The organism is Pseudomonas sp. H1_D04, from assembly GCF_054683855.1.
Window position 1 is genome coordinate 475,597 of record NZ_CP162826.1, and the last position, 26,863, is coordinate 502,459.

General features: G+C 59.4%; 21 protein-coding genes. 8 read left to right on the plus strand and 13 right to left on the minus strand.

Features of this window, described 5'->3' with window-relative positions:
- Nucleotides 1–42: 42 nt before the first annotated feature.
- The 3 genes from AB4N82_RS02300 to AB4N82_RS02310 are packed head-to-tail and all read right to left on the minus strand — an operon-like array spanning nucleotide 43 to nucleotide 3,289.
- Nucleotides 43–1,287 carry a lipoprotein-releasing ABC transporter permease subunit gene (locus AB4N82_RS02300; protein WP_032888822.1) on the minus strand — a complete coding sequence of 415 codons (1,245 nt, stop codon included), beginning with the start codon at nucleotides 1,285–1,287 and terminating at the stop codon, nucleotides 43–45.
- Nucleotides 1,288–1,347: 60 nt separating this feature from the next.
- Nucleotides 1,348–2,031 (minus strand): lipoprotein-releasing ABC transporter ATP-binding protein LolD, encoded by a 684-nt coding sequence (gene lolD, locus AB4N82_RS02305; RefSeq protein ID WP_024074097.1) that lies wholly within the window; start codon nucleotides 2,029–2,031, stop codon nucleotides 1,348–1,350.
- A 7-nt stretch (nucleotides 2,032–2,038) separates the two neighbouring features.
- Entirely contained in the window at nucleotides 2,039–3,289 is a 1,251-nt protein-coding gene (locus tag AB4N82_RS02310) for a lipoprotein-releasing ABC transporter permease subunit (protein ID WP_032888819.1), read from the minus strand.
- A gap of 94 nt (nucleotides 3,290–3,383) precedes the next feature.
- Here AB4N82_RS02310 and AB4N82_RS02315 point away from each other — a divergent pair, with 94 nt between their 5' ends.
- Nucleotides 3,384–3,962, plus strand: a complete 579-nt coding sequence (locus AB4N82_RS02315) for a PilZ domain-containing protein (protein WP_032888817.1) — start codon at nucleotides 3,384–3,386, stop codon at nucleotides 3,960–3,962.
- Nucleotides 3,963–4,006: 44 nt separating this feature from the next.
- Nucleotides 4,007–4,729 carry a glycerophosphodiester phosphodiesterase gene (locus AB4N82_RS02320; RefSeq protein WP_032888815.1) on the plus strand — a complete coding sequence of 241 codons (723 nt, stop codon included), beginning with the start codon at nucleotides 4,007–4,009 and terminating at the stop codon, nucleotides 4,727–4,729.
- 42 nt (nucleotides 4,730–4,771) lie between these two features.
- On the opposite strand, the gene sthA is transcribed toward AB4N82_RS02320, so the two are convergent.
- Nucleotides 4,772–6,166, minus strand: a complete 1,395-nt coding sequence (gene sthA / locus AB4N82_RS02325; RefSeq protein WP_032888814.1) for a Si-specific NAD(P)(+) transhydrogenase — start codon at nucleotides 6,164–6,166, stop codon at nucleotides 4,772–4,774.
- A 261-nt stretch (nucleotides 6,167–6,427) separates the two neighbouring features.
- On the opposite strand from sthA, the gene AB4N82_RS02330 reads away from it, so the two are divergent.
- Entirely contained in the window at nucleotides 6,428–6,961 is a 534-nt protein-coding gene (locus AB4N82_RS02330) for a chalcone isomerase family protein (RefSeq protein WP_122764932.1), read from the plus strand.
- Nucleotides 6,962–7,155: 194 nt separating this feature from the next.
- On the opposite strand, the gene AB4N82_RS02335 is transcribed toward AB4N82_RS02330, so the two are convergent.
- The gene (locus AB4N82_RS02335; RefSeq protein WP_032888810.1) at nucleotides 7,156–8,619 is read right to left on the minus strand and encodes a glyceraldehyde-3-phosphate dehydrogenase; all 1,464 of its coding nucleotides are present in this window, start codon (nucleotides 8,617–8,619) and stop codon (nucleotides 7,156–7,158) included.
- A 340-nt stretch (nucleotides 8,620–8,959) separates the two neighbouring features.
- On the opposite strand from AB4N82_RS02335, the gene mfd reads away from it, so the two are divergent.
- From mfd to AB4N82_RS02350, 3 genes are read left to right on the plus strand one after another with little or no spacing between them, the layout of a single operon-like run.
- Nucleotides 8,960–12,409: a transcription-repair coupling factor gene (gene mfd / locus AB4N82_RS02340; protein ID WP_460104295.1), complete on the plus strand. Its 3,450-nt coding sequence runs from the start codon at nucleotides 8,960–8,962 to the stop codon at nucleotides 12,407–12,409.
- Nucleotides 12,410–12,420: 11 nt separating this feature from the next.
- Complete coding sequence (locus AB4N82_RS02345; RefSeq protein WP_122764931.1) at nucleotides 12,421–12,987, plus strand: CsiV family protein; 567 nt, start codon at nucleotides 12,421–12,423, stop codon at nucleotides 12,985–12,987.
- Nucleotides 12,988–12,996: 9 nt separating this feature from the next.
- Nucleotides 12,997–15,687, plus strand: a complete 2,691-nt coding sequence (locus AB4N82_RS02350; RefSeq protein ID WP_122764930.1) for a DEAD/DEAH box helicase — start codon at nucleotides 12,997–12,999, stop codon at nucleotides 15,685–15,687.
- Nucleotides 15,688–15,774: 87 nt separating this feature from the next.
- On the opposite strand, the gene nagZ is transcribed toward AB4N82_RS02350, so the two are convergent.
- Together nagZ and AB4N82_RS02360 are read right to left on the minus strand one after the other, a co-directional pair.
- On the minus strand, nucleotides 15,775–16,785 hold the full coding sequence (gene nagZ, locus AB4N82_RS02355; RefSeq protein WP_032888802.1) for a beta-N-acetylhexosaminidase: 1,011 nt from the start codon (nucleotides 16,783–16,785) through the stop codon (nucleotides 15,775–15,777).
- 144 nt (nucleotides 16,786–16,929) lie between these two features.
- Nucleotides 16,930–17,637 carry a TetR/AcrR family transcriptional regulator gene (locus AB4N82_RS02360; RefSeq protein WP_032888800.1) on the minus strand — a complete coding sequence of 236 codons (708 nt, stop codon included), beginning with the start codon at nucleotides 17,635–17,637 and terminating at the stop codon, nucleotides 16,930–16,932.
- A gap of 263 nt (nucleotides 17,638–17,900) precedes the next feature.
- On the opposite strand from AB4N82_RS02360, the gene lexA reads away from it, so the two are divergent.
- Both lexA and sulA read left to right on the plus strand, forming a co-directional pair.
- Nucleotides 17,901–18,509, plus strand: a complete 609-nt coding sequence (gene lexA, locus AB4N82_RS02365) for a transcriptional repressor LexA (protein WP_003172575.1) — start codon at nucleotides 17,901–17,903, stop codon at nucleotides 18,507–18,509.
- 10 nt (nucleotides 18,510–18,519) lie between these two features.
- A complete protein-coding gene (gene sulA / locus AB4N82_RS02370; RefSeq protein WP_122764929.1) occupies nucleotides 18,520–18,993 on the plus strand; it encodes an SOS-induced cell division inhibitor SulA in 474 nt (157 codons plus the stop codon).
- A 258-nt stretch (nucleotides 18,994–19,251) separates the two neighbouring features.
- Here sulA and AB4N82_RS02375 read toward each other — a convergent pair whose 3' ends face one another.
- The 6 genes from AB4N82_RS02375 to fadB form a co-directional block, all read right to left on the minus strand.
- On the minus strand, nucleotides 19,252–19,485 hold the full coding sequence (locus tag AB4N82_RS02375) for a hypothetical protein (protein ID WP_032889274.1): 234 nt from the start codon (nucleotides 19,483–19,485) through the stop codon (nucleotides 19,252–19,254).
- 118 nt (nucleotides 19,486–19,603) lie between these two features.
- Nucleotides 19,604–20,125, minus strand: coding sequence for a DUF6586 family protein (locus AB4N82_RS02380; protein ID WP_095184113.1), 522 nt, complete (start codon nucleotides 20,123–20,125; stop codon nucleotides 19,604–19,606).
- 127 nt (nucleotides 20,126–20,252) lie between these two features.
- Nucleotides 20,253–22,874 (minus strand): type I DNA topoisomerase, encoded by a 2,622-nt coding sequence (gene topA / locus AB4N82_RS02385; RefSeq protein WP_032888794.1) that lies wholly within the window; start codon nucleotides 22,872–22,874, stop codon nucleotides 20,253–20,255.
- Between the two features lie 114 nt (nucleotides 22,875–22,988).
- On the minus strand, nucleotides 22,989–23,225 hold the full coding sequence (locus tag AB4N82_RS02390; RefSeq protein ID WP_010212074.1) for a DUF1653 domain-containing protein: 237 nt from the start codon (nucleotides 23,223–23,225) through the stop codon (nucleotides 22,989–22,991).
- Between the two features lie 96 nt (nucleotides 23,226–23,321).
- Nucleotides 23,322–24,497, minus strand: coding sequence for an acetyl-CoA C-acyltransferase FadA (fadA, locus tag AB4N82_RS02395; protein WP_024074080.1), 1,176 nt, complete (start codon nucleotides 24,495–24,497; stop codon nucleotides 23,322–23,324).
- 29 nt (nucleotides 24,498–24,526) lie between these two features.
- On the minus strand, nucleotides 24,527–26,674 hold the full coding sequence (gene fadB / locus AB4N82_RS02400) for a fatty acid oxidation complex subunit alpha FadB (RefSeq protein ID WP_122764928.1): 2,148 nt from the start codon (nucleotides 26,672–26,674) through the stop codon (nucleotides 24,527–24,529).
- Nucleotides 26,675–26,863: the final 189 nt, after the last annotated feature.

The window sequence follows — 26,863 nt, forward strand, 5'->3', positions numbered from 1 at the left end:
CAAATGTGGGAGAGGGCTTGCCCCCGATAGCGGTCTCAATAATTACGAGTATCTCAGCGCATGCGCCGGCTCAATCTTCGCCGCCCGATACGCCGGATACAGCGTCGCCAAAAAGCTCAACACAAACCCGGCGGTGCAGATCAGCACCACATCGCCACCTTGCAGCTCCGAAGGCAGGTTGCTGACGAAGTACACATCCGAACTAAAGATATGCTGCCCGCTCACCCGCTCGACCCAGCCCACCAACTCGCTCACGTTGAGCGCTGCAATCACTCCCAGTACGCCGCCGATCAAGGTGCCGACAATGCCGATCACTGTGCCCTGCACCATGAAGATCGCCATGATCTGCCGGGGCGTGGCGCCGATGGTGCGCAGGATCGCGATGTCCGCGCCTTTGTCATTCACTACCATGATCAAGGTGGCGATGATGTTGAACGCGGCCACGGCGACGATCATCAGCAGCAGCAGGCCGATCATGGTCTTTTCCATTTTCATCGCGCTGAACAGGCTGCCCTGGGTGTGGGTCCAGTCATCTGCCTTGTAGGCCGCGCCGAGGCTGGTGGCAATGTCCGTGGACACCTTGGGCGCTGCGTACAAATCTTTAACCGCCAAGCGCACACTCTGCACCTGGTTCGGCTGCCAATGCTGGATTTCCGCCGCGTCGGCCATGTGTATCAAGGCCATGGAACCATCCAACTCGGCGCCGACCTTGAAAATCCCCACCACGTTCAACCGCTGCATACGCGGGGTGATGCCGCCCGGCGCAGTGCTGATTTCCGGAACGATCAGGGTGAGCTTGTCGCCCACGTTCAAGCGGAAACGCCGGGCGGTGATTTCACCGACCACCACGCCGAACTCGCCGGGCTTCAGGTCGTCCAGTTTGCCCTGAACGATGTGCTGGGCCACGATCGACACCTTGCCTTCTTGGGCCGGGTCGACGCCGCTGATCTCGATCGGCTGCATCGCACCCTTGTAGGAGAACATGCCGTCCATCTGCGTGAACGGTACTGCAGCGGTCACTTGCGGATTCTTCATCGCAGCCGCGGCCACCGGCTGCCAATCATCAATCGGCTTCACGCCGACGATGGTGGCGTGGGGCACCATGCCGAGGATGCGCGAGCTCATTTCGCGCTGGAAGCCGTTCATCACCGAAAGCACCACGATCATCGCCAATACGCCCAGGGCGAGGCCGATCATCGATGTCATCGAGATAAACGAAACAAAACGGTTGCGGCGCTTGGCACGGGTATAGCGCGTGCCGATGAAAATCGATAACGGTCTGAACATTCGCTTGCACCGCCTGAAAAATTAAAAAAGCCCGACGCCAGGCGCCAGGCTTGAAACGGGTCAGATGGCGACCAGATGACCTTCCTGCAGGTGCAGCACGCGGTCCATCTGGCGGGCCATGCTCATGTCATGGGTCACCACCAGGAATGCAGTGCGCATCTGGGTGCTCAGCTCCAGCATCAAATCCTTGATGCCCTGGGCGGTGTGGGAGTCGAGGTTGCCGGTGGGCTCGTCGAGCATCACCAGGCCTGGGTTGTTCACCAGGGCGCGGGCGATTGCCACACGCTGGCGCTCGCCGCCGGACAGTTCGGCCGGCTTGTGCTCAAGGCGATGGCCCAAGCCGACTCGCTCCAGCAAGGCCTTGGCACGCTGGCGTGCTTCCGGGATTGCGGTCTTGCCGATCAGCAGCGGCATGCAGACGTTTTCCAGTGCGGTGAATTCCGGCAACAAGTGGTGAAACTGGTACACAAAACCCAACGAACGGTTGCGCAACTGGCCACGGGCCTTTTCATTCAAGGCTGACAATTCTTCGCCAGCCAGCCAGACGCTGCCCTGGGACGGCGTGTCGAGGCCGCCCAACAGGTTCAGCAAGGTACTTTTGCCGGAACCGGAACTGCCGACGATCGCCACGCGTTCGCCTGGATGCAGCTCAAGTTGCAGGTTGGACAGCACCACCACTGACTCAGGGCCTTCCTCGTAGGATTTGCCCAGGTTGCGGCAGCTCAGGATTGCTTTTTCACTCATGCCCGATTCACTCATAACGTAAGGCCTGTGCTGGCTGGGTACGTGCCGCGCGCCAGGCTGGATACAGGGTGGCAAGGAAACTCAGGACCAACGCAGCGCCGCCCACCATCAACACGTCCTGGGCCTGAACCTGGGACGGCAAGTAGTCGATGAAGTAGACGTCTGCATTGAGGAACTTGTGGCCGATCACTTTCTCAAGCAAGGCAATGGCTGCGCTGACGTTAAGCGCGGCCAGGATGCCCACGGCGGTGCCGATCAAGGTACCCACCACGCCGATCACGGTGCCCTGCACCATGAAGATCGCCATGATCTGCCCAGGCGTGGCGCCCAGGGTACGCAGGATGGCGATGTCGCCTTTCTTGTCATTCACCACCATCACCAGCGTGGAAATGATGTTGAACGCGGCCACAGCGACGATCAGCAGCAGCAGCAGGCCGATCATGGCTTTTTCCATGCGGATGGCCTGGTACAGGTTGCCGTGGGTACGGGTCCAGTCACGGGCGTAATACTCGGTTTCACCCAAGTGCTGGGCGATATCCCAGGCACCGCGCGGGGCGTCGAACAAATCGCTGAACTTCAGGCGCAGGCCCTGCACCTGATCCGGCTGCCAGCGCTGGAGGCGGGCCAGATCGGTGAGATTGGTCAGCCCGAGGTAGCCGTCGATTTCGCCGGCGCCCACATGGAAGGTGCCGACCACGGTAAAGCGTTTCATGCGCGGAAACATGCCCGCCGGGGTCACGGTGACTTCCGGCGCGACGAAGGTCAGCTTATCGCCGAGGCCCACGCCGAGCTTGGCTGCGGCCTTGTCGCCAATCACGATGCCGAAATCACCAGGCGCCAGATCGTCGAGTTTGCCCTGCAACATGAACTTGTCGATGATCGACACGTTGCGTTCCTGGGCGGGGTCGATGCCATTGAGCAAGATCTTCTGCACCTTGCCATCATGGGTCAGCAGCCCCTGCATCTGGGTAAACGGCGCAACGGCCACGACCTTGGGGTTCTGCTTGACCTTGGCGGCCAGGTTTTGCCAATCGTTGATCGGCTCGCCCGACTCGATGGTCGCGTGGGGCACCATGCCCAGCACGCGGGTGCGCATCTCATGATCGAAGCCGTTCATCACCGACAGCACCACAATCATCACGACTACGCCCAAGGCGAGCCCGATCATCGAGGTCAAGGAAATGAACGACACAAAATGATTGCGGCGCTTTGCACGGGTATAACGCGTGCCAATAAATACGAAGAGAGGTCTGAACATGTCGGGGCTTGTTCGGAGGAAAAGAAGACGTCCCGGTGGCGGGGTCTGGTAAGCAGCTTTACACTCTGACCATTACCGTTACCTGGGGTTCGCCATGTCGACATTAGATGAAGAAGAGCGCCGCGAATACTACCGTATCGACGACATGATCGCACTCCAAATCAAAAACCTGTCGGCCCCCGAAGCGGCGAGCAAGGAAGTGTTGCTGGATGATTCACCGCTGTTCAACCTGCTCAGCGAATTGCACCTCAGCGAATTCGAAGCCCAGCACCTGCTGCGCCAACTGAGCGAGAAGGACCGCACCCTCGCAGCCTTCCTGCGCGTGCAGAACAAGCGCGTGGACCTGCTCAGCCAGATCATGGCACGCGGCCTGCTCGATGAGGTGGGCGCACCGCAGCCGGTGATCATCTCCGAAGGCGGCATCGACTTCCAACACCCTACCTCACTGGTCACCGGCGCTCACTTGGCCGTCAAGCTGGTGCTGATGCCCCAGGCGCTCGGCCTGCTGCTGCGGGCACGGGTCACCCATTGCGATCCCAAGGGCGATGGCTTTGACGTGGGCACGGAATTCGAGTCCATGACCGATACCCAACGCCAACTGCTGGCGCGCTACATCCTGCAAAAGCAGGCCCAGGAACGCCGCCTGGCGCGGGAACAAAGCGACGACATCTGAATTCGTATTCACTACGCCAGCCAGCCTGGCGCAAAGGAGCAACTGTGACCCTGATTTACGGCCACCGCGGTGCCAAAGGCGAAGCACCGGAAAACACCCTGACCAGCTTCCAGGAGTGCCTCAAGCACGGTGTACGCCGCTGCGAACTGGATCTGCACCTGTCCATGGACGGCGAGTTGATGGTCATCCACGACCCGACCCTCAAGCGCACCGCTGACCGGCGCGGCAAGGTCGTCGAGTATTCGGCGGCGGACCTGGTGAAGATGGACGCACGCAAAGGCGGCCCAGGCTGGATCAAACCGTGCCCGATCCCGCGTCTGGAAGAGCTGTTCGAGCAGTGCGACTTCGATCACTGGCAACTGGAAGTCAAAAGCGCTTCGCGCACCCGCGCCGCGACCACCGTGCTGGCAATCCGTGAGATGGCGGTACGTTTCGGCCTGATGGACAAAGTCACCGTGACTTCAAGCTCGCGGGAAGTATTGAAAGCGGCGGTTGAACTCACCCCGGACCTGTCACGCGGACTGGTCGCCGAATACGCCTGGCTCGACCCGCTGAAGGTCGCGCAAAACTACGGCTGTGAGTATCTGGCATTGAACTGGACGCTGTGCACCCCGGAGCGTCTGGAAAAAGCCCAGCGCCAGGGTTTGCACGTGTCCGTATGGACGGTCAACGAACCTGCGCTGATGCGCAGGCTCGCCGACTTCGGCGTAGATAGCCTGATTACAGACTTTCCCGGTTTGGCCACTGCCACCCTCGGGAATTACTGAAATCGGTCTCCCCGGCCGGCTCAGGCCACCGGCCGGAGCCGCTCAAAAAAGCCGGTTGAGGCCGTCGTAGGCCGCTACCCGATAGGCTTCAGCCATGGTCGGGTAGTTGAACGTGGTATTCACAAAATACTTGAGGGTATTTTGCTCGCCCGGTTGGTTCATGATGGCCTGGCCGATGTGCACGATCTCCGACGCCTGGTAGCCGAAGCAGTGCACACCGAGCACCTCAAGGGTCTCGCGGTGGAACAGGATCTTCAGCATGCCTTGGGGCTCACCAGCGATCTGCGCACGCGCCATGCTCTTGAAGAACGCCTTGCCGACTTCATAAGGCACCTTGGCCTTGGTCAGTTCGTGCTCGTTCTTGCCGATTGAGCTGATCTCGGGAATCGTATAGATCCCGGTCGGCACGTCGTTCACGTAGCGCCAGCTGCCGTTGTCGACGATGCTGCCAGCAGCCGAACGGCCCTGGTCATGCGCCGCACTGGCCAGGCTTGGCCAGCCGATTACGTCACCAGCGCCGTAGATGTTGGTTACACAGGTGCGATAGTTCTCGTCCACCTCGATCTGGCCACGGTTGTTGACCTTGACCCCGATGTTTTCCATGCCCAGCTTGTCGGTGTTGCCGGTACGGCCGTTGCACCACAACAAGGCGTCGGCCTTGATCTTCTTGCCGGACTTGAGGTGCAGGATCACACCGTTGTCCAGGCCTTCGACCCGCTCGTACTCTTCGTTGTGGCGCACGGTGATGTTGTTGTTGCTGAAGTGGTAGCTCAACGCCTGGGAAATTTCCGAGTCGAGGAAGCTCAGCAATTGGTCGCGGTTGTCCACCAGTTCCACCAATACACCCAGGCCGCTGAAGATCGAGGCGTATTCACAGCCGATCACGCCGGCGCCGTAGATGATCAATTTGCGTGGGGTGTGGCCCAGGCTCAGGATGGTGTCGCTATCGTAGATACGCGGATGGTGGAAATCGATATCGGCCGGGCGATACGGGCGCGAACCGGTGGCGATGATGATGTGTTTGGCCACCAGCTTCTCGACCACGCCGTTGGCGCACACCACTTCGACGGTTTGCTCGTCGGCGAAGCTGCCGGTTCCGAAGAACAGGTCGACACGGTTACGGGCGTAGTAGCCGGTACGCGAAGCCACTTGTTTGGAGATAACTTTCTCGGCGCTCTTGAGCACGTCCGGGAACGAGAACCAGCGCGGCTCACCAATGGCCCGGAACATCGGGTTGGTGTTGAACTGCATGATCTGGCGGACCGAGTGACGCAAGGCCTTGGACGGGATGGTACCCAGGTGGGTGCAGTTACCGCCGACCTGGCGACGGCTATCGACCATCGCCACCTTGCGCCCTGCCTTCGCGGCGTTCATCGCCGCACCTTCTCCAGCCGGGCCGGAACCCAGTACCACCACGTCGTAGTTGTAGACAGCCATGCGTACTCCTCAGAACAGGCCAGGCGTACGGTTGGACGCCTGGCTAAATCATGCCGCGGCCAGCGGTCATGAAGGACAATTTGGCTCAAGTGTGTGAACCGGGGCACAGTCTATATAAGGCTCAACGCCGCGCACATTAACCCTTGGTCGCGTCGTAGGCCAGTATTGCCTTTACTACACGGCGCAGATTACCGCTAAATCCTGACACGGCCAGAAATTGAATTACCCTGTAGGCACGCACGTTTTTCAGGACGGGGCATTATGCGACATATAGTTATCTGTTTGATGATGATGCTGTCGATCACGGCGCATGCTAATGAGGCGGATCGATTGAAGCAGGCCGATTTCCCGGCACAGTCCCAGGAACTGGTCCTGAAAAACCAGGCGGTGCTCACGTACCTCTGGGCGGACGTGTACGCGGCGGCGCTATATGCCCCTGCGACGCTGAGCGCCAGACAGGCCTGGGACCAGCAAAAGGCGCTGCGCCTGGTGCTTTATTACTATCGCGACATCGACCGCTCCGACGTAATCAAGGCCGCCATCGCTACGCTGGAGCGCCAGCAAGCCAGCGCACGCTTGAAGCCCGAGCTGGATCAACTGCATGCCAGCTTTCGCAACATACGCAAAGGTGATCGATATGCCTTGGACTTTCATCCAGGGCGCGGCTTGAACCTTGAGATCAATGGCCAAGTGGTGTTCAGCAGCCGTAATGAGGCACTGGCCAGGGCCTACCTGGGTATCTGGCTGGCGCCCAAAGGGCTGTCTGATGAGTTGCGCGGCAAATTGTTGAAATGAAAATGGCCTGCCGTGGGGTATGCATCCACTGAGCGACCGCTATCGGGGGCAAGCCCCCTCCCACATGTCGACTTGTGAGTACATTCAAATATGGGAGAGAGCTTGCTCCCGATGAGGCCCTGATCGACAACACACAACCTGCAGCCATAAAAAAGCCCCGAACCAGTCGGGGCTTTTTCATTCAACGCAGAGGCTTAGCGCGGAAACGCAGGCGGGTTAACCCCAGCCATGTCTTCCATCACGCGAACCACCTGGCAGCTGTAGCCGAACTCGTTGTCGTACCACACGTACAGCACAACACGGTTGTCCTGGGTAATGGTCGCTTCCGCGTCCACCACACCGGCGTGGCGCGAGCCAACGAAGTCGGTGGACACCACTTCCTGGGAATTGACGTAGTCGATTTGCTTGTGCAGATCGGAGTGCAGCGCCATGTAGCGCAGGTACTCGTTCATCTCTTCACGGGTGGCGGCTTTCTCAAGGTTCAGGTTGAGAATCGCCATCGACACGTTAGGCGTCGGCACACGGATCGCGTTACCGGTCAGCTTGCCGGCCAGCTCAGGCAAAGCTTTGGCAGCAGCGGTGGCAGCACCAGTCTCGGTGATAACCATGTTCAGCGCGGCGCTACGACCACGGCGATCGCCTTTGTGGAAGTTGTCGATCAGGTTCTGGTCGTTGGTGTACGAGTGAACGGTTTCAACGTGGCCGTTAACGATGCCGAACTTGTCGTTCACAGCTTTCAGCACCGGCACGATGGCATTGGTGGTGCAGGAAGCGGCGGACACGATCTTGTCGTCAGCAGTGATTTCACCGTGGTTGATGCCGTGCACGATGTTCTTCAGCTTGCCTTTGCCAGGTGCGGTCAGAACAACACGGTCGACACCCGGGCAGGCCAGGTGCTGGCCCAGGCCTTCGGCATCACGCCATACGCCGGTGTTATCCACCAGCAGAGCGTCCTTGATGCCGTACTGGGTGTAATCCACCTCAGACGGGTTCTTCGCGTAGATCACCTGGATCAGGTTACCGTTGGCGGTGATGGTGTTGTTTTCTTCGTCGATGACGATGGTGCCGTTGAACGGACCGTGTACCGAATCGCGACGCAGCAGGCTGGCGCGTTTGGTCAGGTCGTTGTCGGCGCCTTTGCGCACGACAATGGCACGCAGGCGCAGGCCGTCGCCGCCACCGGTTTTTTCGATCAGGATGCGTGCCAGCAGGCGGCCGATACGACCGAAGCCGTACAGAACCACATCAGTGCCTTTACGGGCAGCGGCGTTTTGCTGGCCAACTACATCGGCCATTTCTTCACGCACGAACTGCTCGGCAGTGCGGCCCGCGCCTTCTTTGCGGAATTTGTACGCCAACTTGCCCAGATCTACCGAGGCCGCACCGAGCTTGAGCTCGCTCATGGCCTTGAGCAGTGGGAATGTTTCGTGGACGGAGAGTTCGCTGTCGTCGGCAGAGCGATGGCGCGCAAAACGGTGCGCCTTGAGAATCGCGATGACGGACTGGTTGATCAGGCTGCGGCCATAGATCGAGCTCACCACATTGTTATTGCGGTACAGCTGACCGATAAGCGGGATCATCGCTTCTGCGAGTGCTTCACGGTCGATCCATTCACCAAGACACTGGTCGGGCTTCTGAGTCACGGGAACCTTCCACATGTAGGGGCTGAAAAAAGGGGCTACATTATGCCGCCCGACCGCCCTCGTCGCAATGCGCGCCAGGCAACAAAAAGTCCTTGCTAAAAAATACCGCCCCGCTGCAGCCCAGTAAATACGCGGGTTCCAGAAGGCCACTAGTTCAACGAGTCGGCCGACTTGTCCGTAACCCTCCTAAACATTCACGCTTTTTGGCACTACATATTGAGTCAAAACACGCCATTGTTTGTCTTAGCCACTACATTTCCTACAAACCGTAATAGGCTCAGTCAGCAACTGACAGGCGGCACCTCGGGCCGTTACAATTACCGACTTTGTCGCAACGCTTGGAGCTCAACCTTCCGTGCCCGTTCTGCGTCTACCGCTACTCCCTGCCGCGGCAGGTAAACAGCACTGGGGCAACCTGCCCGGTGCCGCCCTGAGCCTGGCCATTGCCGAGGCTGCCAGCGCAGCCAAGCGCTTTACCCTGCTGCTCACCGCCGACAGCCAAAGCGCCGAACGGTTGGAGCAGGAGCTGAGCTTCTTCGCCCCCGATTTGCCGGTGCTGCATTTTCCCGACTGGGAAACCCTGCCCTACGACCTGTTCTCGCCGCACCAGGACATCATTTCACAGCGCATCGCCAGCCTGTACCGCTTGCCGGAACTGGCCCACGGTGTGCTCGTGGTGCCGATCACAACGGCCCTGCACCGTCTGGCACCGACCAAGTTCCTGCTGGGCAGCAGCCTGGTGCTGGATATCGGCCAGAAACTCGATGTGGAACAAATGCGCACGCGCCTGGAAGCCAGTGGCTACCGCTGCGTCGACACGGTGTATGAGCACGGTGAATTCGCGGTGCGCGGCGCCCTGATTGACCTGTTCCCGATGGGCAGCAAGTTGCCGTACCGCATCGACCTGTTCGATGACGAAATCGAAACCCTGCGCACCTTCGATCCGGAGAACCAGCGCTCTATAGACAAGGTCGACTCGGTCAAGCTGCTACCCGCGCGGGAATTCCCGCTGCAAAAAGACGCGGTGACCCGCTTCAAGGCGCGCTTCCGCGAACGCTTCGATGTCGACTTCCGTCGCTGCCCGATCTTCCAGGACTTGAGCAGTGGGATTACCCCCGCCGGTATCGAGTACTACCTGCCGCTGTTTTTCGACGAAACCTCCACGCTGTTCGATTACCTGCCCCAGGACACCCAGGTGTTCTCGCTGCCGGGTATCGAGCAAGCCGCGGAAAACTTCTGGAACGACGTGCGCAACCGCTACGAAGAGCGCCGCGTCGACCCGTCCCGTCCTTTATTGCCACCCGCCGAGCTGTTCCTGCCGGTGGAAGACTGTTTCGCGCGCCTGAAAAACTGGCCGCGCGTTGTCGCCAGCCAGCAGGACGTGGACGCCGGCAGCGGCCGCGAACGCTTCCCAGCCGGAACGCTGCCGGATTTGGCGATTCAAGCCAAAGCCACGCAGCCCCTGGAGGCTTTGTCCAACTTCCTCGGCGACTTCCCCGGCCGCGTGCTGTTTACCGCCGAATCCGCCGGCCGTCGTGAAGTGCTGCTGGAATTGTTGGAACGTCTGAAACTGCGGCCAAAAACCGTCGACAGTTGGCCGGACTTTGTAAAAAGCAAAGAACGCCTGGCGATCACCATCGCACCGCTCGACGAAGGCCTGCTTCTGGATGATCCGGCCCTGGCACTGATCGCCGAGAGCCCCCTGTTCGGCCAGCGCGTGATGCAGCGGCGCCGTCGCGAAAAACGCGCCTACGCCAACAACGACGCCGTGATCAAGAACCTCACCGAGCTGCGCGAAGGCGCGCCGGTGGTGCATATCGACCACGGCGTGGGTCGCTACCTCGGTCTGCAGACGCTGGAGATCGATAACCAGGCCGCCGAATTCCTCACCATGGAGTACGCCGAGGGCGCGAAGCTCTATGTGCCGGTTGCCAGCCTGCACCTGATCGCCCGCTACACCGGCAGCGACGACGCACTGGCGCCGTTGCACCGCCTGGGGTCCGAGACGTGGCAGAAAGCCAAGCGCAAGGCCGCCGAACAGGTGCGCGATGTCGCCGCTGAACTGCTCGACATTTACGCCCGTCGCGCCGCCCGCGAAGGCTATGCCTTTGCCGACCCAAAAGCCGACTACGCCACCTTCAGCGCCGGCTTTGCCTTCGAAGAAACGCCGGACCAGCAAACCACCATCGAAGCCGTGCGCGCCGATATGCTCGCGCCAAAGCCGATGGACCGCCTGGTGTGCGGCGACGTGGGTTTCGGCAAGACCGAAGTGGCGATGCGCGCAGCCTTCATTGCCGTCCACGGCGGCCGACAAGTCGCGATCCTGGTCCCGACCACCCTGCTCGCCCAGCAGCACTACAACAGCTTCCGCGACCGCTTTGCCGACTGGCCGGTAACCGTCGAAGTGATGAGCCGCTTCAAGTCCGCCAAGGAAGTGAACGCCGCGATCGCCGACCTGGCCGAAGGCAAGATCGACATCGTGATCGGCACGCACAAGCTGCTGTCGGACGATGTGAAGATCAAGAACCTGGGTTTGGTGATCATCGACGAAGAACACCGCTTCGGCGTGCGTCAAAAGGAACAGCTCAAGGCCCTGCGCAGCGAAGTCGACATTCTTACGCTCACTGCGACGCCGATCCCCCGCACCCTGAACATGGCGGTGTCGGGCATGCGCGACCTGTCGATCATCGCCACACCGCCGGCACGCCGGCTGTCGGTGCGCACCTTCGTGATGGAGCAGAACAAAAGCACGGTCAAAGAAGCACTGCTGCGTGAACTGCTCCGTGGTGGCCAGGTGTACTACCTGCACAACGACGTAAAAACCATCGAGAAATGCGCCGCCGACCTCGCCGAACTGGTACCGGAAGCACGCATCGCCATCGGCCACGGTCAGATGCGCGAGCGTGAACTCGAACAGGTGATGAGCGACTTCTACCACAAGCGCTTCAACGTACTGATCGCCTCGACCATCATCGAGACTGGCATCGACGTACCGAGCGCCAACACCATCATCATCGAGCGCGCTGATAAGTTCGGCCTGGCGCAGTTGCACCAGCTGCGTGGCCGCGTCGGCCGTAGTCACCACCAGGCTTACGCCTACCTGCTGACGCCGCCGCGCCAACAGATCACTTCCGACGCCGAGAAGCGCCTGGAAGCCATTGCTAACACCCAGGACCTGGGCGCCGGATTTGTGCTGGCCACCAACGACCTGGAAATCCGTGGCGCCGGCGAACTGCTGGGCGACGGCCAGAGCGGGCAGATCCAGGCCGTCGGCTTCACCTTGTATATGGAGATGCTTGAACGCGCGGTGAAAGCTATCCGCAAGGGCGAGCAGCCGAACCTCGATCAACCCCTGGGCGGCGGCCCGGAAATCAACCTGCGCTTGCCGGCCTTGATTCCCGAAGATTACCTGCCGGATGTGCACGCACGGTTGATCCTGTACAAACGCATCGCCTCGGCCACCGACGAAGAAGGCCTCAAGGATTTGCAGGTTGAAATGATCGACCGCTTCGGCCTGCTGCCGGAACCGACCAAGAACCTGGTGCGCCTGACCTTGCTTAAATTGCAGGCCGAGCAGCTGGGTATTAAGAAAGTCGACGCAGGGCCACAGGGCGGACGCATCGAGTTCGAAGCGCAAACGCCGGTAGACCCGTTGGTGCTGATCAAGCTGATCCAGGGCCAACCCAACCGCTATAAGTTCGAAGGGGCTACGCTGTTCAAATTCATGGTGCCGATGGAACGTGCCGAAGAACGCTTTAATACCCTGGAGGCGCTGTTTGAGCGCCTCATCCCGAAATCTGTTTGAAGGACGCCCCAATGCGCCTGTCCCGCATTTTGAGCTTGTTGTTGGTGGTACTGGCGCCTTCGGCATTTGCCGACAGCCCTTACCAGGTAGAAATGATCCTGGTGCGCCAAAACGCGGAGCCGGTGATCAACAGCCGCGCCGCGCCGGAAAACTGGGATGCCGGGGCTGTGCGCCTGGGCGACAAGATGAGCCCGCCGCGCCTGAACAATATCGTCGACAAGCTCAGGGCCGATAACAGTTACACCGTGTTGGCGCACAAGGCATGGGAACAGAACCTCGGTGAACAGCCGGTCAAAATCGCGATCACCGACGGCGAGGAGCAGTTCGGTCAGTTCCCTATCGAGGGCACGCTGAACCTGCAACTGGGGCGCTTTACCGATATCGATGCGCAATTCTGGATCAATCAGTTCGACAGCAAGGGCAGCGTGATTGCCAGCGAGCACCTGAACCAGACCGACGTGCGCACCAAGAACAACCAACTCAACTATCTGGACGGCGGCCACCTGGCACTGCTGATCAAGATCACTTCGCTGACCGCCAAGCCACCCAGCGCACCACCGCCCGACATTCAGGACTGATCCAGCGCCATGCCCCTGACATCGTCGCTGACCAAACCCCTGGCCCCTTCGTGGGCCAATCGCTTCAAAGAGCAGAGCCTGGAGCGCGGGCGACGTTACGCGCTGGAGAACCGGGTGCGCATCGTCGAATCCGGTGACAGCACCATCATCGCCAGTTGCGAAGGCTCGGGCGGCAACGTTTACCGACAAACCATCTCGCTGCGCGAATCGGCCAAGGGCTCGCTGATTCTGGTAGACAGCCGCTGCACCTGCCCGGTGCACACCAATTGCAAACACATCGCTGCAGTCTTGCTCAAGGTCCAGGAAACCCTGGCGTATCCGGCAGCCGCCCAGGACGCCGAATTGCTGGAAAAACTCCAGGCCGTACTGGATAACCGTGTGGTGTTGCCGCAGGTGGTGATGGAGGACGTGCTGCCGGTCCCGCGCCTGTGGCTGGCGAGTGTCGAGTTCAGTGCGTTCGAACCGCGCAATGGCAAGATGCAGCGCTATATCCAGCACCGTGCCGCGCTCTCGTTCAATTACTTGGGCAACTATGTCAGCGGGCAAAAGAACGCCGACATCATCGTGCGCCAGGAAACCCAGAGCCTGCGCATCAAGCGCCATCCGGAGCTGGAACAACCCTTTCGTGAACGACTGCGCCTGCTGGGTTTCAAGATCGCCACCCGCCAGAGCAAGGCACTGCCGGAAAGCGCTGGCGAGCTCTTCGAAATGGTCAATGACAGCGCCTGGCTGAACTTCACCCTCAACGTCTCACCCACACTGCGCGCCGAAGGCTGGGAATTGCAGATCGATGAGGATTTCGGTTTCGACCTGAGCCCGGTGGACGACTGGTACGCCACTGTCGATGACGGGCCTGAGCGCGATTGGTTTGACCTGGAACTGGGCATCATCGTCAACGGAGAGCGGCTGAGCCTATTGCCGATCCTGCTGAATCTGATGCGCTCCCACACCGAGATCCTCAACCCGGAGAAACTCGCTCGGCGCCGCGATGACGAACTGATCCTGGTGAATATCCCCGGCCTGCCCAACGGCCACGGCCCACTGCAAGTGGCATTACCTTATGGCCGCCTGAAACCGGTTCTGGCAACGCTTGGCGAGTTTTACCTACAGGACCCTGGCACCACCACGCTGCGTTTGGCCAAGGCCGATGCAATTCGGTTGAACCCGCTGGAAGACCTGCCACTGCAATGGGAAGGCGGCGAGAAGATCCGCAACTTTGCCCAACGCCTGAGGGATATCAAGGACTTCACCTGTGCGGCGCCCGAGGGTTTGAACGCGACGTTGCGCCCGTATCAGTTGGAAGGCCTGAGCTGGATGCAGTCGCTGCGGCAATTGGACGTCGGCGGGATCCTTGCGGATGACATGGGCCTGGGTAAAACCCTGCAGACCCTGGCGCATCTGCTCAGCGAAAAGATTGCCGGACGCCTGGACAGGCCCTGCATGGTGGTGATGCCCACCAGCCTCATCCCTAACTGGCTCGACGAAGCTGCGCACTTCACACCGCAACTCAAGGTATTGGCGCTGTACGGCGCGGGACGCAAGAAACACTTCGCCAACCTGCAGGACTACGATCTCCTGCTCACTACCTACGCCCTGCTGCCCAAGGATATCGACCACCTCGCCGCCCTGCCCTTGCACGTACTGATCCTGGATGAAGCCCAGTACATCAAGAATCCCTCCAGCAAGGCGGCCCAAGCGGCGCGCGAGCTGAATGCTCGGCAGCGCCTGTGCCTGAGCGGCACGCCCTTGGAAAATCATCTGGGCGAGCTGTGGTCGCTGTTCCACTTCCTGCTGCCAGGCTGGTTGGGCGACGTAAAAAGCTTCAACCGTGATTACCGCGTGCCCATCGAAAAGCGCGCCAGTGAGGTGCGATTGCAGCACCTCAACGGCCGGATAAAACCCTTCCTGCTGCGCCGAACCAAGGAACAAGTGGCGACGGAGTTGCCACCCAAGACCGAAATCATCCACTGGGTCGACCTCAACGAGGCACAGCGCGACGTGTACGAAACCATGCGCCTGGCCATGGATAAAAAGGTCCGCGACGAGATCACCCGCAAGGGCGTGGCGCGCAGCCAGATCATCATCCTTGAAGCGCTGCTCAAGCTGCGACAGGTCTGCTGCGATCTACGCTTGGTCAACGACGCCGCTCTGCCTTCCCGCGGCAGCAGCTCGGGCAAGCTCGACAGCCTGCTGGAAATGCTCGACGAGTTGTTTGCCGAAGGGCGCCGGATCCTGCTGTTTTCCCAGTTCACCTCGATGCTGAGCCTGATCGAAGTCGAACTGAAAAAACGCGGCATTGCCTACGCGCTGCTCACCGGCCAGACCCGGGATCGGCGCACGCCGGTGAAGGATTTCCAGAGCGGCAAGTTGCAGATTTTCCTGATAAGCCTGAAGGCCGGTGGCGTGGGGCTTAACCTGACGGAAGCCGATACCGTGATCCACTACGATCCGTGGTGGAACCCGGCGACGGAAAACCAAGCCACTGACCGTGCGTATCGCATCGGGCAGGAGAAGCCGGTATTTGTCTATAAGTTGATTGCCCGAGGGACGGTGGAAGAGAAAATCCAGCACCTGCAGAAGGAAAAATCCGACCTGGCGGCGGGTGTGCTGGATGGACGAACCACCGGGGATTGGCAGTTGGGCAATGAGGAAATTGAAGCGTTGTTTGCGCCGCTGCCTGATAAGCAAGAGAAGCGCTGACCGTTAGATTGTTTGGTAGGCAAGCCACACACCTGGAATGAACACCCTGTGAGAGCTGACTTGCCTGCGATGGCCTCACCGCGATGTTCAGCCGATCAACTGAGCCTTTCGCAACGCAGTGAGCGCCGCCAACCAACGCGGATCCTGCTTGTAATCGGTCGAAGCAATCGCCTTACCACGCATGCGCGCAATTCGGGGCGATGGAGTGACTTTCATCCGCTGCGCCGCAGTGAGGGCAAGCTCCGCAGCAGCACGGTCATTGCACACCAGCCCCATGTCACAGCCGGCCGTCAATGCCGCTTCGATACGACTGGCCGCATCGCCGACCACATGAGCACCGGCCATGGACAGGTCATCACTGAAAATCACCCCGTCAAATTGCAGCTCGCCGCGCAGGATGTCCTGCAACCAACGGCGCGAGAAACCAGCAGGCTGGGCGTCGACTTGCGGGTAGATGACGTGAGCCGGCATCACCGCCGCCAATTGCTTGCTCAGACGTGCGAAAGGCACCAGATCATTGGCGCGAATCTGTTCCAGGCTACGTTCGTCATTGGGAATGGCGACGTGGGAATCAGCCTCTGCCCAACCATGTCCAGGGAAGTGTTTGCCGGTCGCAGCCATGCCAGCGCTGTTCATGCCACGAATAAAGGCACCTGCGAGCACCGCAGCACGCTCGGGGTCGCCCTCAAAGGAACGGGTGCCAACCACCGCGCTGCGTTGGTAGTCCAAGTCCAGCACCGGGGCGAAGCTTAAATCCAGGCCGACAGCCAACACTTCGGTGGCCATTATCCAACCGCACTGCTCGGCCAGGTATTCAGCGTTGGGGTTATCCGCCAGCGCACGCATAGCCGGCAGGCGCACGAAGCCTTGGCGCAAACGTTGTACACGACCGCCTTCCTGATCGACGGCCAGCAGCAAATCCGGGCGCACCGCGCGAATCGCCGCGCTCAGTTCACGCACTTGGCGCGGATGCTCGATATTGCGCGCAAAAATAATCAGGCCACCCACTTCAGGCTGACGCAACAGGTGGCGATCCTCGGCCGTCAGCCAGGTACCGGCAACGTCGACCATCAAAGAACCTTGCAGGGCAGCAGTCATAAACCTTCCTTAAATAACGCACACAACCCGGTGCACTTGCTTCGCGCGATACGCGCGGCAAGCACAACGGGTTGCGAGTAAATAGCTGAATTCGGCATGGCGGCTAGCTTAGCGGATGCAAGCAGCCGCGCACACCCGGCGCAGTCAAACCTTGGCAGGAACCGGCGCAGTTTTGCTGCGTGGACGCAACTGGGCAGCGGCCATGCCCGGATCGGTCACACCGGTTTCGGCACGCATGCCGGCGGCGAGGAACGGCACCATCAGGCGCATGACCTGTTCGATGGAGGTGTTGACGCCGAAATCGGTCTCGGCAATCGCACGCAGTGCCTTGATACCCGACATGCTGAACGCCGCCGCACCCAGCATGAAATGCACACGCCAGAACAGTTCGATAGGCGGGATACGCGGCGCCGCTTCGTTGACCAGCAACATATAGCGGCGGAACACCTTGCCGTACATGTCTTCCAGGTAACGCCGCAAGTGGCCCTGGCTTTGGCTGAAAGCCAGGCCCAACAGGCGCATGAAAATCGATAGGTCGTTGCCACTGCGCGGTTGAACCACCAGGGCTTGCTCGACGAGGATCTCCAGCAGCTCTTCCAGGCTGGGCTTGTTGTCGGCCTTGGCCTGGCGACGCTCTAGCTCACGATCGAGACTTGCGCAAAACGGCCCCAGGAAGCGAGAGAACACCGCCTGGATCAGGGCTTTTTTCGAGCCGAAATGGTAGTTCACAGCGGCGAGGTTGACCCCTGCCTTGCTAGTGATCAGCCGCAATGAAGTTTCAGCAAATCCTTTTTCCGCGAACAATTGCTCGGCAGCATCGAGAATGCGTTCAACGGTTTCCGACTGGGCCATGACTACTCCGCCTGACAAACACTTGTTTGAAACATACGTTTCAGGGTGTGTCTTGTCAAGCCTGCGGGTTCGCTTTCCGGCCGGTCAGTCATCTATTTCATCGCTATTTAATCACATCCCTTCAGGTCTGTAGGCAGTGCCATACCTGCGTTGTAGGAAGGATGGCGAATGACCGTCCAGCGGAGCCACAGAAAAGGATGATTGCCAAGTGCAGTTCACTGTATATAATCCCAGTCACTGTATAAAAAGACAGAGCGATCAACATGCTAAAACTGACGCCACGCCAAGCTGAGATTCTGGCTTTTATCAAGCGCTGCCTCGATGACAACGGCTACCCGCCGACACGAGCTGAGATTGCGCTGGAACTCGGGTTCAAGTCCCCCAACGCCGCCGAAGAACACCTCAAGGCACTCGCCCGCAAAGGTGCGATCGAGATGACCCCCGGTGCCTCGCGCGGTATTCGCATCCCTGGCTTCGAAGCCAAGGCCGACGAATCAACACTGCCGATCATTGGCCGCGTTGCCGCTGGTGCGCCGATCCTGGCACAACAGCACGTCGAGGAGTCCTGCAACATCAACCCGACTTTTTTCCATCCGCGTGCCGACTACCTGTTGCGGGTGCACGGCATGAGCATGAAAGACGTGGGCATCTTTGACGGCGACCTGCTAGCCGTCCACACCACCCGCGAAGCCCGTAATGGCCAGATCGTCGTCGCCCGCATCGGCGATGAAGTCACCGTAAAACGCTTCAAGCGCGAAGGCAGCAAGGTCTGGCTCCTGGCCGAGAACCCTGAGTTCGCTCCGATTGAAGTAAACCTGAAAGATCAGGACCTGGTGATCGAAGGCTTGAGCGTCGGCGTCATTCGCCGCTAAAGGAGGCATCATGCAGCTCGTACACACCCCACAACACACACAACTGTCGCTGTTCGAGGCCTTTATGGCTCAACCCCTTGCGCCCATCCTCAAGGAAACGGTAGAGGCGCCCTGGAGCGCTGAACCCGAGGCGTTCAGTGAACTGTCGTTGCGCGGTGCGGCCGGGAGCTGCCTGAGCCTATTGGCACCTATCCTGCGTGATCTGAGCGAAGATCAGGATGCACGCTGGTTGACCCTGATTGCCCCGCCCGCCAGCCTTACACAGGCCTGGCTGCGGGACGCCGGCCTCAATCGTGAGCGCATCCTGTTACTGCAACCGCGCGGCGCACAAAGTGCCCAGCAGTTGACATGCGAAGCGTTGCGCCTGGGTCGTAGCCATACGGTGGTGAGCTGGTTGAATCCGCTGAATGCGACGGCCAAGCAGCAATTGATAAGTGCCGCACGCACGGGTGATGCACAGAGTTTAAATATTAGATTGGGATAAAAAGCTGGGTTTGATGAGGGCGCGAAGAGGGCTGATTGTAGTGAGCATGCTCATTATGCTTAGCGAGCTTCTGTGGCGAGCGAGCTTGCCCCGCGCTGGGCTGCGAAGCAGCCCTGAATAGATTAATGCGGTATATCGGATAATCCACGGCGCCTGGTTTTAGGGCTGCTTCGCAACCCAACGCGGGGCAAGCCCGCTCACCACAACAAGTACACTCATCAAAAAATCCGCTCGCAATAAGCAGCGCGCGGCACAGACTCAGTGAAGAACCCGCGACCCATCCTCTTTCTCCGGCTCGCCTTCCGCCAGGCGACCAGCCATCTGCACACCTACGCTCAACATGGCTTTTGCCACTTCCACGTGCTGGCCTTGCAGGAACGCTTTTGCGTCCTCTGAAAAGTCCAGAATAACCAGAGAACCCTCGTCCTCAGCCCGACGCAGCTCGATTCGGCCGTCAGGCAACTCAACAATTTCCAGAAAGGACGTCGGCATAAAAGTCTGTTCTCCACGAAAGGCCGGGATTATATCAGTCATCCACCCAGCCTCGCTGAGGATCTAGGGAGGTTTCTTTACAGCTTGATGAACGGTGCTTTCTAAACCTACTCGGGGTTTAGCACTCGTTCAGGCCCTCACGAAAGCGCAGCGCCATCTTCTTCAGCTCCTGTCGCCAGCCCTCCAACTCTTCCCGGCTCAATGACTTAGGCTCGTCCTCCTCCAACGCAACTGCCAAGATCAATGGCTGCCTCACGTCACCCTTAGGCACATGGGGAACACGCGGCGGCTGAAACATATCGGCATGGGCCTTGAGCAGGCGCGCCACCCAGCTGTCTGGGCTCTGGGCCATCTCTACCAGTTCCGCCAGCTCAGGAATCGCCATGGTCTCCAGCACTTCACGGCTCATGATCATTTCCGCACGGGGCGAACCGGCCTGGGGCAAGCGGTAGAACCCGGCGATTTCATGGCACAGGCCCAGCAAGGCGCCGTACAGGTGGAATAAGGCCGCTTCACGCCCCGCCTGAACCAGCGCGATAGCATTCATCTCCTTCCCTTCCTCGGCACGACCAAGGGCTTCCAGGGACAAACCCGCGAAGTAAATTTTCTGATTGGTACGGGTATAGAGTTCGTTGGCCATGACGGCAATCTCCACAACGAATGAGGCGCGATGCTGGCTTAACAGTGTCACGGATCAACCGAGCCCGCTGCAAGCGCAAAAAAAGGCCGCCCATACAGGCGGCCTTTGTCTATCGCAAATTAGTCGATCAAGCGCCTTGGCGCTTGTCTTCGACCTTCCACTTGCCGCCGTCGTAGAACGCTTTCCAGCCGGTAGGCTTGCCGTCTACTTCGGTCTGTACGTACTGCTCCTTGGTCTTGCGGCTATAGCGGATCACGGCTGGACGACCATCCGGGTCCTTCTTCGGCGCTTCACACAGGAAGTGGTACTTCGGATCGATCTCGTCCTTGTGCGGAACGATTTCCAGCACCAACGGCGCGCGGGTCTCGCGGTTTTTCGGGAACTGGCTTGCCGCCAGGAACAACCCCGAAGCGCCATCACGCAGGATGTAGGTATCGTTAACCTTCTCGCACTTGAGTTCCGGCATCTTCACCGGATCCATCTTCGGCGGCGCCGCATCACCGCTTTTCAGCAGTTTGCGAGTGTTCTTGCAGGTCGGATTGGTGCAACCGAAGAACTTGCCGAAACGACCGGTCTTGAGCTGCATCTCGCTGCCGCACTTGTCGCATTCCAGGCTCGGCCCTTCGTAGCCCTTGATGCGGTAGGTGCCCTCTTCAATCTCGTAGCCGTTGCAATCCGGGTTGTTACCGCAGATGTGCAGCTTGTGCTTCTCGTCCAGCAGATAGGCATCCATCGCCGTGCTGCAGATCGGGCATCGGTGCTTGCCACGCAAGACCAGCGACTCGGACTCACCTTCGTCATCGGCGGCGATTTCATCACCCGGCACCAGATTGACCGTGGCCTTGCAGCGTTCTTTCGGCGGCAAGCTGTAGCCCGAGCAACCAAGGAACACGCCGGTGGATGCCGTACGAATCTGCATCGGGCGGCCGCACGTCTGACACGGGATATCGGTCATAACCGGCTGGTTGGCACGCATGCCGCTCTCAGGGCTCTCAGCTACTTCGAGTTTCTTCTTGAAGTCGCCGTAGAACTCGTCGAGTACATTTTTCCAGTCGCGCTCACCTTGGGCCACGTCATCGAGGTTCTCTTCCATGCCGGCGGTAAAGCCGTAGTCCATCAGGTTGGAGAAGCTCTCGGACAGACGCTCTGTAACGATGTCGCCCATCTTTTCCGAATAGAACCGACGGTTGTGCAGCGCTACATAACCACGGTCCTGGATGGTGGAGATGATCGCCGCGTAGGTCGATGGACGACCGATACCGCGCTTTTCCATTTCCTTGACCAGGCTGGCTTCCGAGTAACGCGCCGGCGGCTTGGTGAAGTGTTGGGACGGGTCGAGCTTGATCAGCTTCAACGTATCGCCCTGGGCCATGTCCGGCAGTACATCGTCGTCACCAGGCTTGGCGATTTGCGGCATCACGCGGGTGTAGCCATCGAACTTGAGGATACGACCCTTGGCACGTAGTTCGAAGTCGCCAGCACCCACGCTGACGGTTGTCGACAGATATTGCGCCGGCAGCATCTGGCAAGCCAGGAACTGGCGCCAGATCAGCTCGTAGAGGCGCTCAGCGTCGCGCTCCATGCCACTCAGCTTGCTTGGCTCGGTGTTGGCATCGGAAGGACGAATCGCTTCGTGAGCCTCCTGGGCGCCTTCTTTGCTGCTGTAGACGTTCGGCTTCTCCGGCAGGTACTTATTGCCGAATTCGCTTTCAATATAGGTACGCGCCATTGCCACCGCGTCTTGCGACAGGTTGGTGGAGTCAGTACGCATATAAGTGATGTAGCCAGCTTCGTACAGACGCTGGGCCATCATCATGGTTTTCTTCACGCCGAAGCCCAGGCGGTTGCTCGCGGCCTGCTGCAGGGTGGAGGTGATGAACGGTGCCGACGGTTTGCTGCTGGTCGGCTTGTCTTCGCGCTTGACGATGCTGTAGCTGGAGGCCTTGAGCTTCTCCAGCGCGGCCATGGCCTGAGCTTCGTTCAGCGGTTTGAAGGCTTCACCTTTCTCGCGGGCCACTTCAAAGCGCACGTTGTTGCCCTTGGCAGTGCCCAGGTCGGCGTGGACTTCCCAATACTCTTCAGGGTTGAACGCACGGATCTCACGCTCACGCTCCACCACCAGCTTGACCGCTACCGATTGCACACGACCGGCGGACAGGCCACGGGCGATCTTGGCCCATAGCAGCGGCGAGACCATGTAACCCACGACGCGGTCGAGGAACCGACGGGCCTGCTGCGCGTTGACACGGTCGATATCGAGCTCGCCCGGCTTGGAGAAGGCTTCCTGAATGGCTTTCTTGGTGATTTCGTTGAACACCACACGCTTGTAGCGGCTGTCGTCACCGCCAATGGCTTCCCGCAGGTGCCAGGCAATGGCTTCCCCTTCGCGGTCCAAGTCCGTCGCGAGATAGATGGTGTCGGCATCTTTGGCGAGCCGGCGCAGCTCTTCGATGACCTTTTCCTTGCCCGGAAGGATTTCGTACTTGGCCTTCCAGCCATGATCCGGGTCCACACCCATGCGCGAGACCAGCTGCTTGCGCGCTTTCTCTTTAGGCGTGAGCACCGGACCTTCGCCCGCAGCCGCCTTGCCGCGCTTGGCGGCAGGCTCCTTGCTGGCGCTAGCCGAACCGCTGGTGGGCAGGTCTCGGATATGGCCGATACTCGACTTCACCACGTACTCGTTACCCAAGTACTTGTTGATGGTCTTGGCCTTAGCCGGGGATTCCACAATGACCAGCGATTTGCCCATGGATCGGAAAATTCCTGAATTCGAGAAGTGAAAGGCGGTTGGCGCCTGACGCGGCAACGCTATATATAGTGGCAACAAGGTGAGGTCAAGCGCAGCATTCTGCGCCGCCTGCCGTTATTGCCCTGAAAAAAGACTGGGTTCGGCCTGGACCAAAGCAAAGCGCGGGACCTGCTCGCCGTCAACTTCGACGGTCTCCAGGAACATGCTCAAGGGACGCACCCAAAAGCCGTAATCGCCATACAGTGCTTGGTAGAACACCACTTCTTCTTCGGTCTCGGAATGCCGTGCCACGCTGAAAACGCGGTACTGCGGACCTTTATAATGTTGGTAGAGCCCTGGTTCGACTTTCATGCTCTGGCCCCCTTACAAAATTTGTTGAAAAAAATATTAAAAATTCCAAAAAACAAAAACCGGGGCACTTGGCCCCGGCTTCCGTCAACTCAACGCTTAGACGCGTTCGAAGACGGTGGAAATGCCTTGGCCGAGACCAATGCACATGGTTGCAACCCCAAGGTTACCGCCATTTTGCTTCATCACGTTAAGCAAAGTGCCGGAAATACGCGCACCGGAACAACCGAATGGGTGGCCCAGGGCAATCGCACCGCCGTGCAGGTTAACCTTCTCGTTCATCTTGTCGAGTACTTTCAAATCTTTCAGCACCGGCAGGGCCTGTGCGGCGAAAGCTTCGTTGAGCTCGAAGAAATCGATATCGGAGATAGTCAGGCCCGCGCGCTTCAACGCTTTTTGTGTGGCCGGTACAGGACCATAGCCCATGATTGCCGGGTCCACACCCGCCACTGCCATCGAACGGATCACTGCCAGCGGCTGGATGCCCAGGTCCTGGGCACGCTGCGCCGACATCACGATCATGCACGAAGCACCGTCGGTGATTTGCGACGAAGTACCCGCTGTCACGGTGCCGCCCTTTGGATTGAATGCCGGCTTCAGGGCCGCCAAGCTTTCCAGGGTGGTGTCCGGACGAATGGTTTCGTCGTAGTCGAACAGTTTCAAGAAGCCGTTCTCGTCGTAACCGTTCATCGGGATGATTTCATCCTTGAACTTGCCTTCCACGGTCGCCTTGTGGGCGAGTTGGTGGGAGCGCAAGCCGAACGCGTCCTGGGCTTCGCGGGTAATGCCGTGCATCTTGCCGAGCATTTCTGCAGTCAAGCCCATCATGCCAGAGGCTTTCGCCGCGTAGAGCGACATGTGCGGGTTTGGATCGACGCCGTGCATCATGCTGACGTGGCCCATGTGCTCCACGCCACCGACTACAAAAACATCCCCGTTGCCAGTCATGATCGCTTGGGCGGCGGTGTGCAGCGCGCTCATGGACGAACCGCACAAGCGGCTCACGGTCTGGCCAGCAGCTGTGTGCGGGATCTGAGTCATCAGCGACGCCATGCGCGCGATGTTCCAGCCCTGCTCCAGGGTCTGGTTGACGCAGCCCCAGATCACGTCTTCGACTTCGTTCGGGTCGACCTTGACGTTGCGTTCCAGCAATTTGCTGATCAGGTGCGCGGACATGTCTTCAGCGCGGGTGTTGCGGTGCATGCCGCCCTTGGAGCGGCCCATCGGTGTGCGACCGAAGTCGACAATCACCACGTCTCTTGGATTCAAGCTCATAAATATTCTCGCTCTAGTCGTCTGGGCGCTTAACCGAAGAAGCTCTGGCCATTTTTGGCCATTTCACGCAGCTTCGCGGTCGGGTGGTACAGCGGGCCCAGATCAGCGTATTGATCAGCCAGGGCAACGAATTCGGCCACACCGATCGAGTCGATGTAACGCAGCGCACCGCCACGGAATGGAGGGAAACCAATACCGTACACCAAGCCCATATCGGCTTCGGCAGCGGTTTCAACGATACCGTCTTCCAGGCAGCGTACGGTTTCCAGGCACAGGGCGATCATCATCCAGTTGATGATGTCCTCATCGGACACCTCACGCTGTTCGTAGATGACCGGTGCGAGCACTTCGTGAACCGATGGATCGGCGACTTTTTTCTGCTTGCCCTTCTTGTCGGTCTCGTAGGCATAGAAGCCCTTGCCGTTCTTCTGGCCCAGGCGCTTGGCTTCATAGAGAGCATCGACAGCGGAGCGGCGGTCGTCTTTCATGCGGTCCGGGAAGCCTTCAGCCATCACGTCACGACCGTGGTGGCCGGTGTCGATGCCGACCACGTCCATCAGATACGCCGGGCCCATCGGCCAGCCGAATTTTTCCATGACTTTGTCGATGCGCACGAAGTCAACACCGGCGCTCACCAGCTTGGCGAAACCACCGAAGTACGGGAACAGCACGCGGTTGACCAGGAAGCCTGGGCAATCGTTGACTACGATCGGGTTCTTGCCCATTTTCTTGGCGTAGGCAACGGTGGTGGCAATAGCCAGCTCGCTGGACTTCTCGCCACGGATCACTTCCACCAACGGCATCATGTGCACCGGGTTGAAGAAGTGCATGCCGACGAAGTTTTCCGGACGCTTGAGGGCCTTGGCCAGCAGCGAGATGGAAATGGTCGAGGTGTTCGAGGCCAGGATGGTGTCGTCTTTGACGTGGCCTTCAACTTCAGCCAGTACCGCCTGCTTGACCTTCGGGTTCTCGACAACAGCTTCGACCACCAGGTCGACATGGCCGAAATCGCCGTAGGACAGCGTAGGACGAATACCGTTAAGTACTTCAGCCATTTTCGCTGCGGTCATGCGACCTTTTTCAACGCGCCCCACGAGCAGCTTGGCGGCTTCGGCCAGACCTTGCTCGATACCGTGTTCATTGATGTCTTTCATCAGGATCGGCGTGCCTTTGGACGCCGACTGATAGGCAATACCGCCGCCCATGATACCGGCGCCGAGTACGGCAGCCTGTTTCACGTCCTTGGCGATTTCGTCGTAGGCCTTGGCCTTTTTCTTCAGTTCCTGATCGTTCAGGAACAGGCCAATCAGGCTTTGGGCAGCCGAGGTTTTCGCCAGTTTGACGAAGCCTGCCGCTTCCACTTCCAGGGCTTTATCGCGACCGAAGCTCGCAGCTTTCTGGATGGTTTTGATCGCTTCAACCGGCGCCGGGTAGTTCGGACCGGCCTGGCCAGCGACGAAACCTTTGGCGGTTTCGAACGACATCATTTGTTCGATGGCGTTGAGCTTGAGTTTTTCCAGCTTCGGCTGGCGCTTGGCCTTGTAATCAAATTCGCCGCTGATGGCGCCCTTGATCAGGTTCAGTGCGGCTTCGGCCAGTTTGTCCGGAGCAACCACGGCGTCGACGGCACCGACTTTCAGCGCGTCTTCAGCACGGTTTTCCTTACCGGCGGCGATCCACTCGATGGCGTTGTCGGCCCCGATCAGGCGCGGCAGGCGCACGGTGCCGCCGAAACCTGGGTAGATGCCCAGTTTGACTTCAGGCAGGCCGATTTTGGCGGTGGCCGACATGACGCGGAAGTCTGCGGCCAGGCACATTTCGAAGCCACCGCCCAGCGCGATGCCATTGATCGCGGCAACGGTCGGTACGTTGAGGTCTTCGAAATCGCTGAAAATCTTGTTGGCTTCGAGGTTGCCAGCCACCAGCTCGGCATCGGGCAGCTTGAAGTTGTCGACGAATTCGGTGATGTCAGCGCCGACGATAAACACGTCCTTGCCGCTGGAGACGATCACGCCCTTGACCGAAGCATCTGCTTTGATGGTGTCTACGGCCTGACGCAGTTCATTCAGGGTTAGACGGTTGAACTTGTTGACGGACTCACCCTTGAGGTCGAATTTCAATTCGACGATGCCACTTTCAAGAGCCTTAACCGTGATGGCTTTACCTTCGTAAATCATCAACTGATCTCCACGATATGGAAGCTGAACAGTACACATTGGACGCTGGCCTCTGGTTGGACACTGGCCTTTAGGTCAATGCTCACTCCAATCCGCCAGGCACACCCGCCAATGCGATAGTCGGGATGTATGTGCGCGCGGTCTGACAGACAAACGCTCAATTCATACGCCCGTTTGATTTGGGTACGC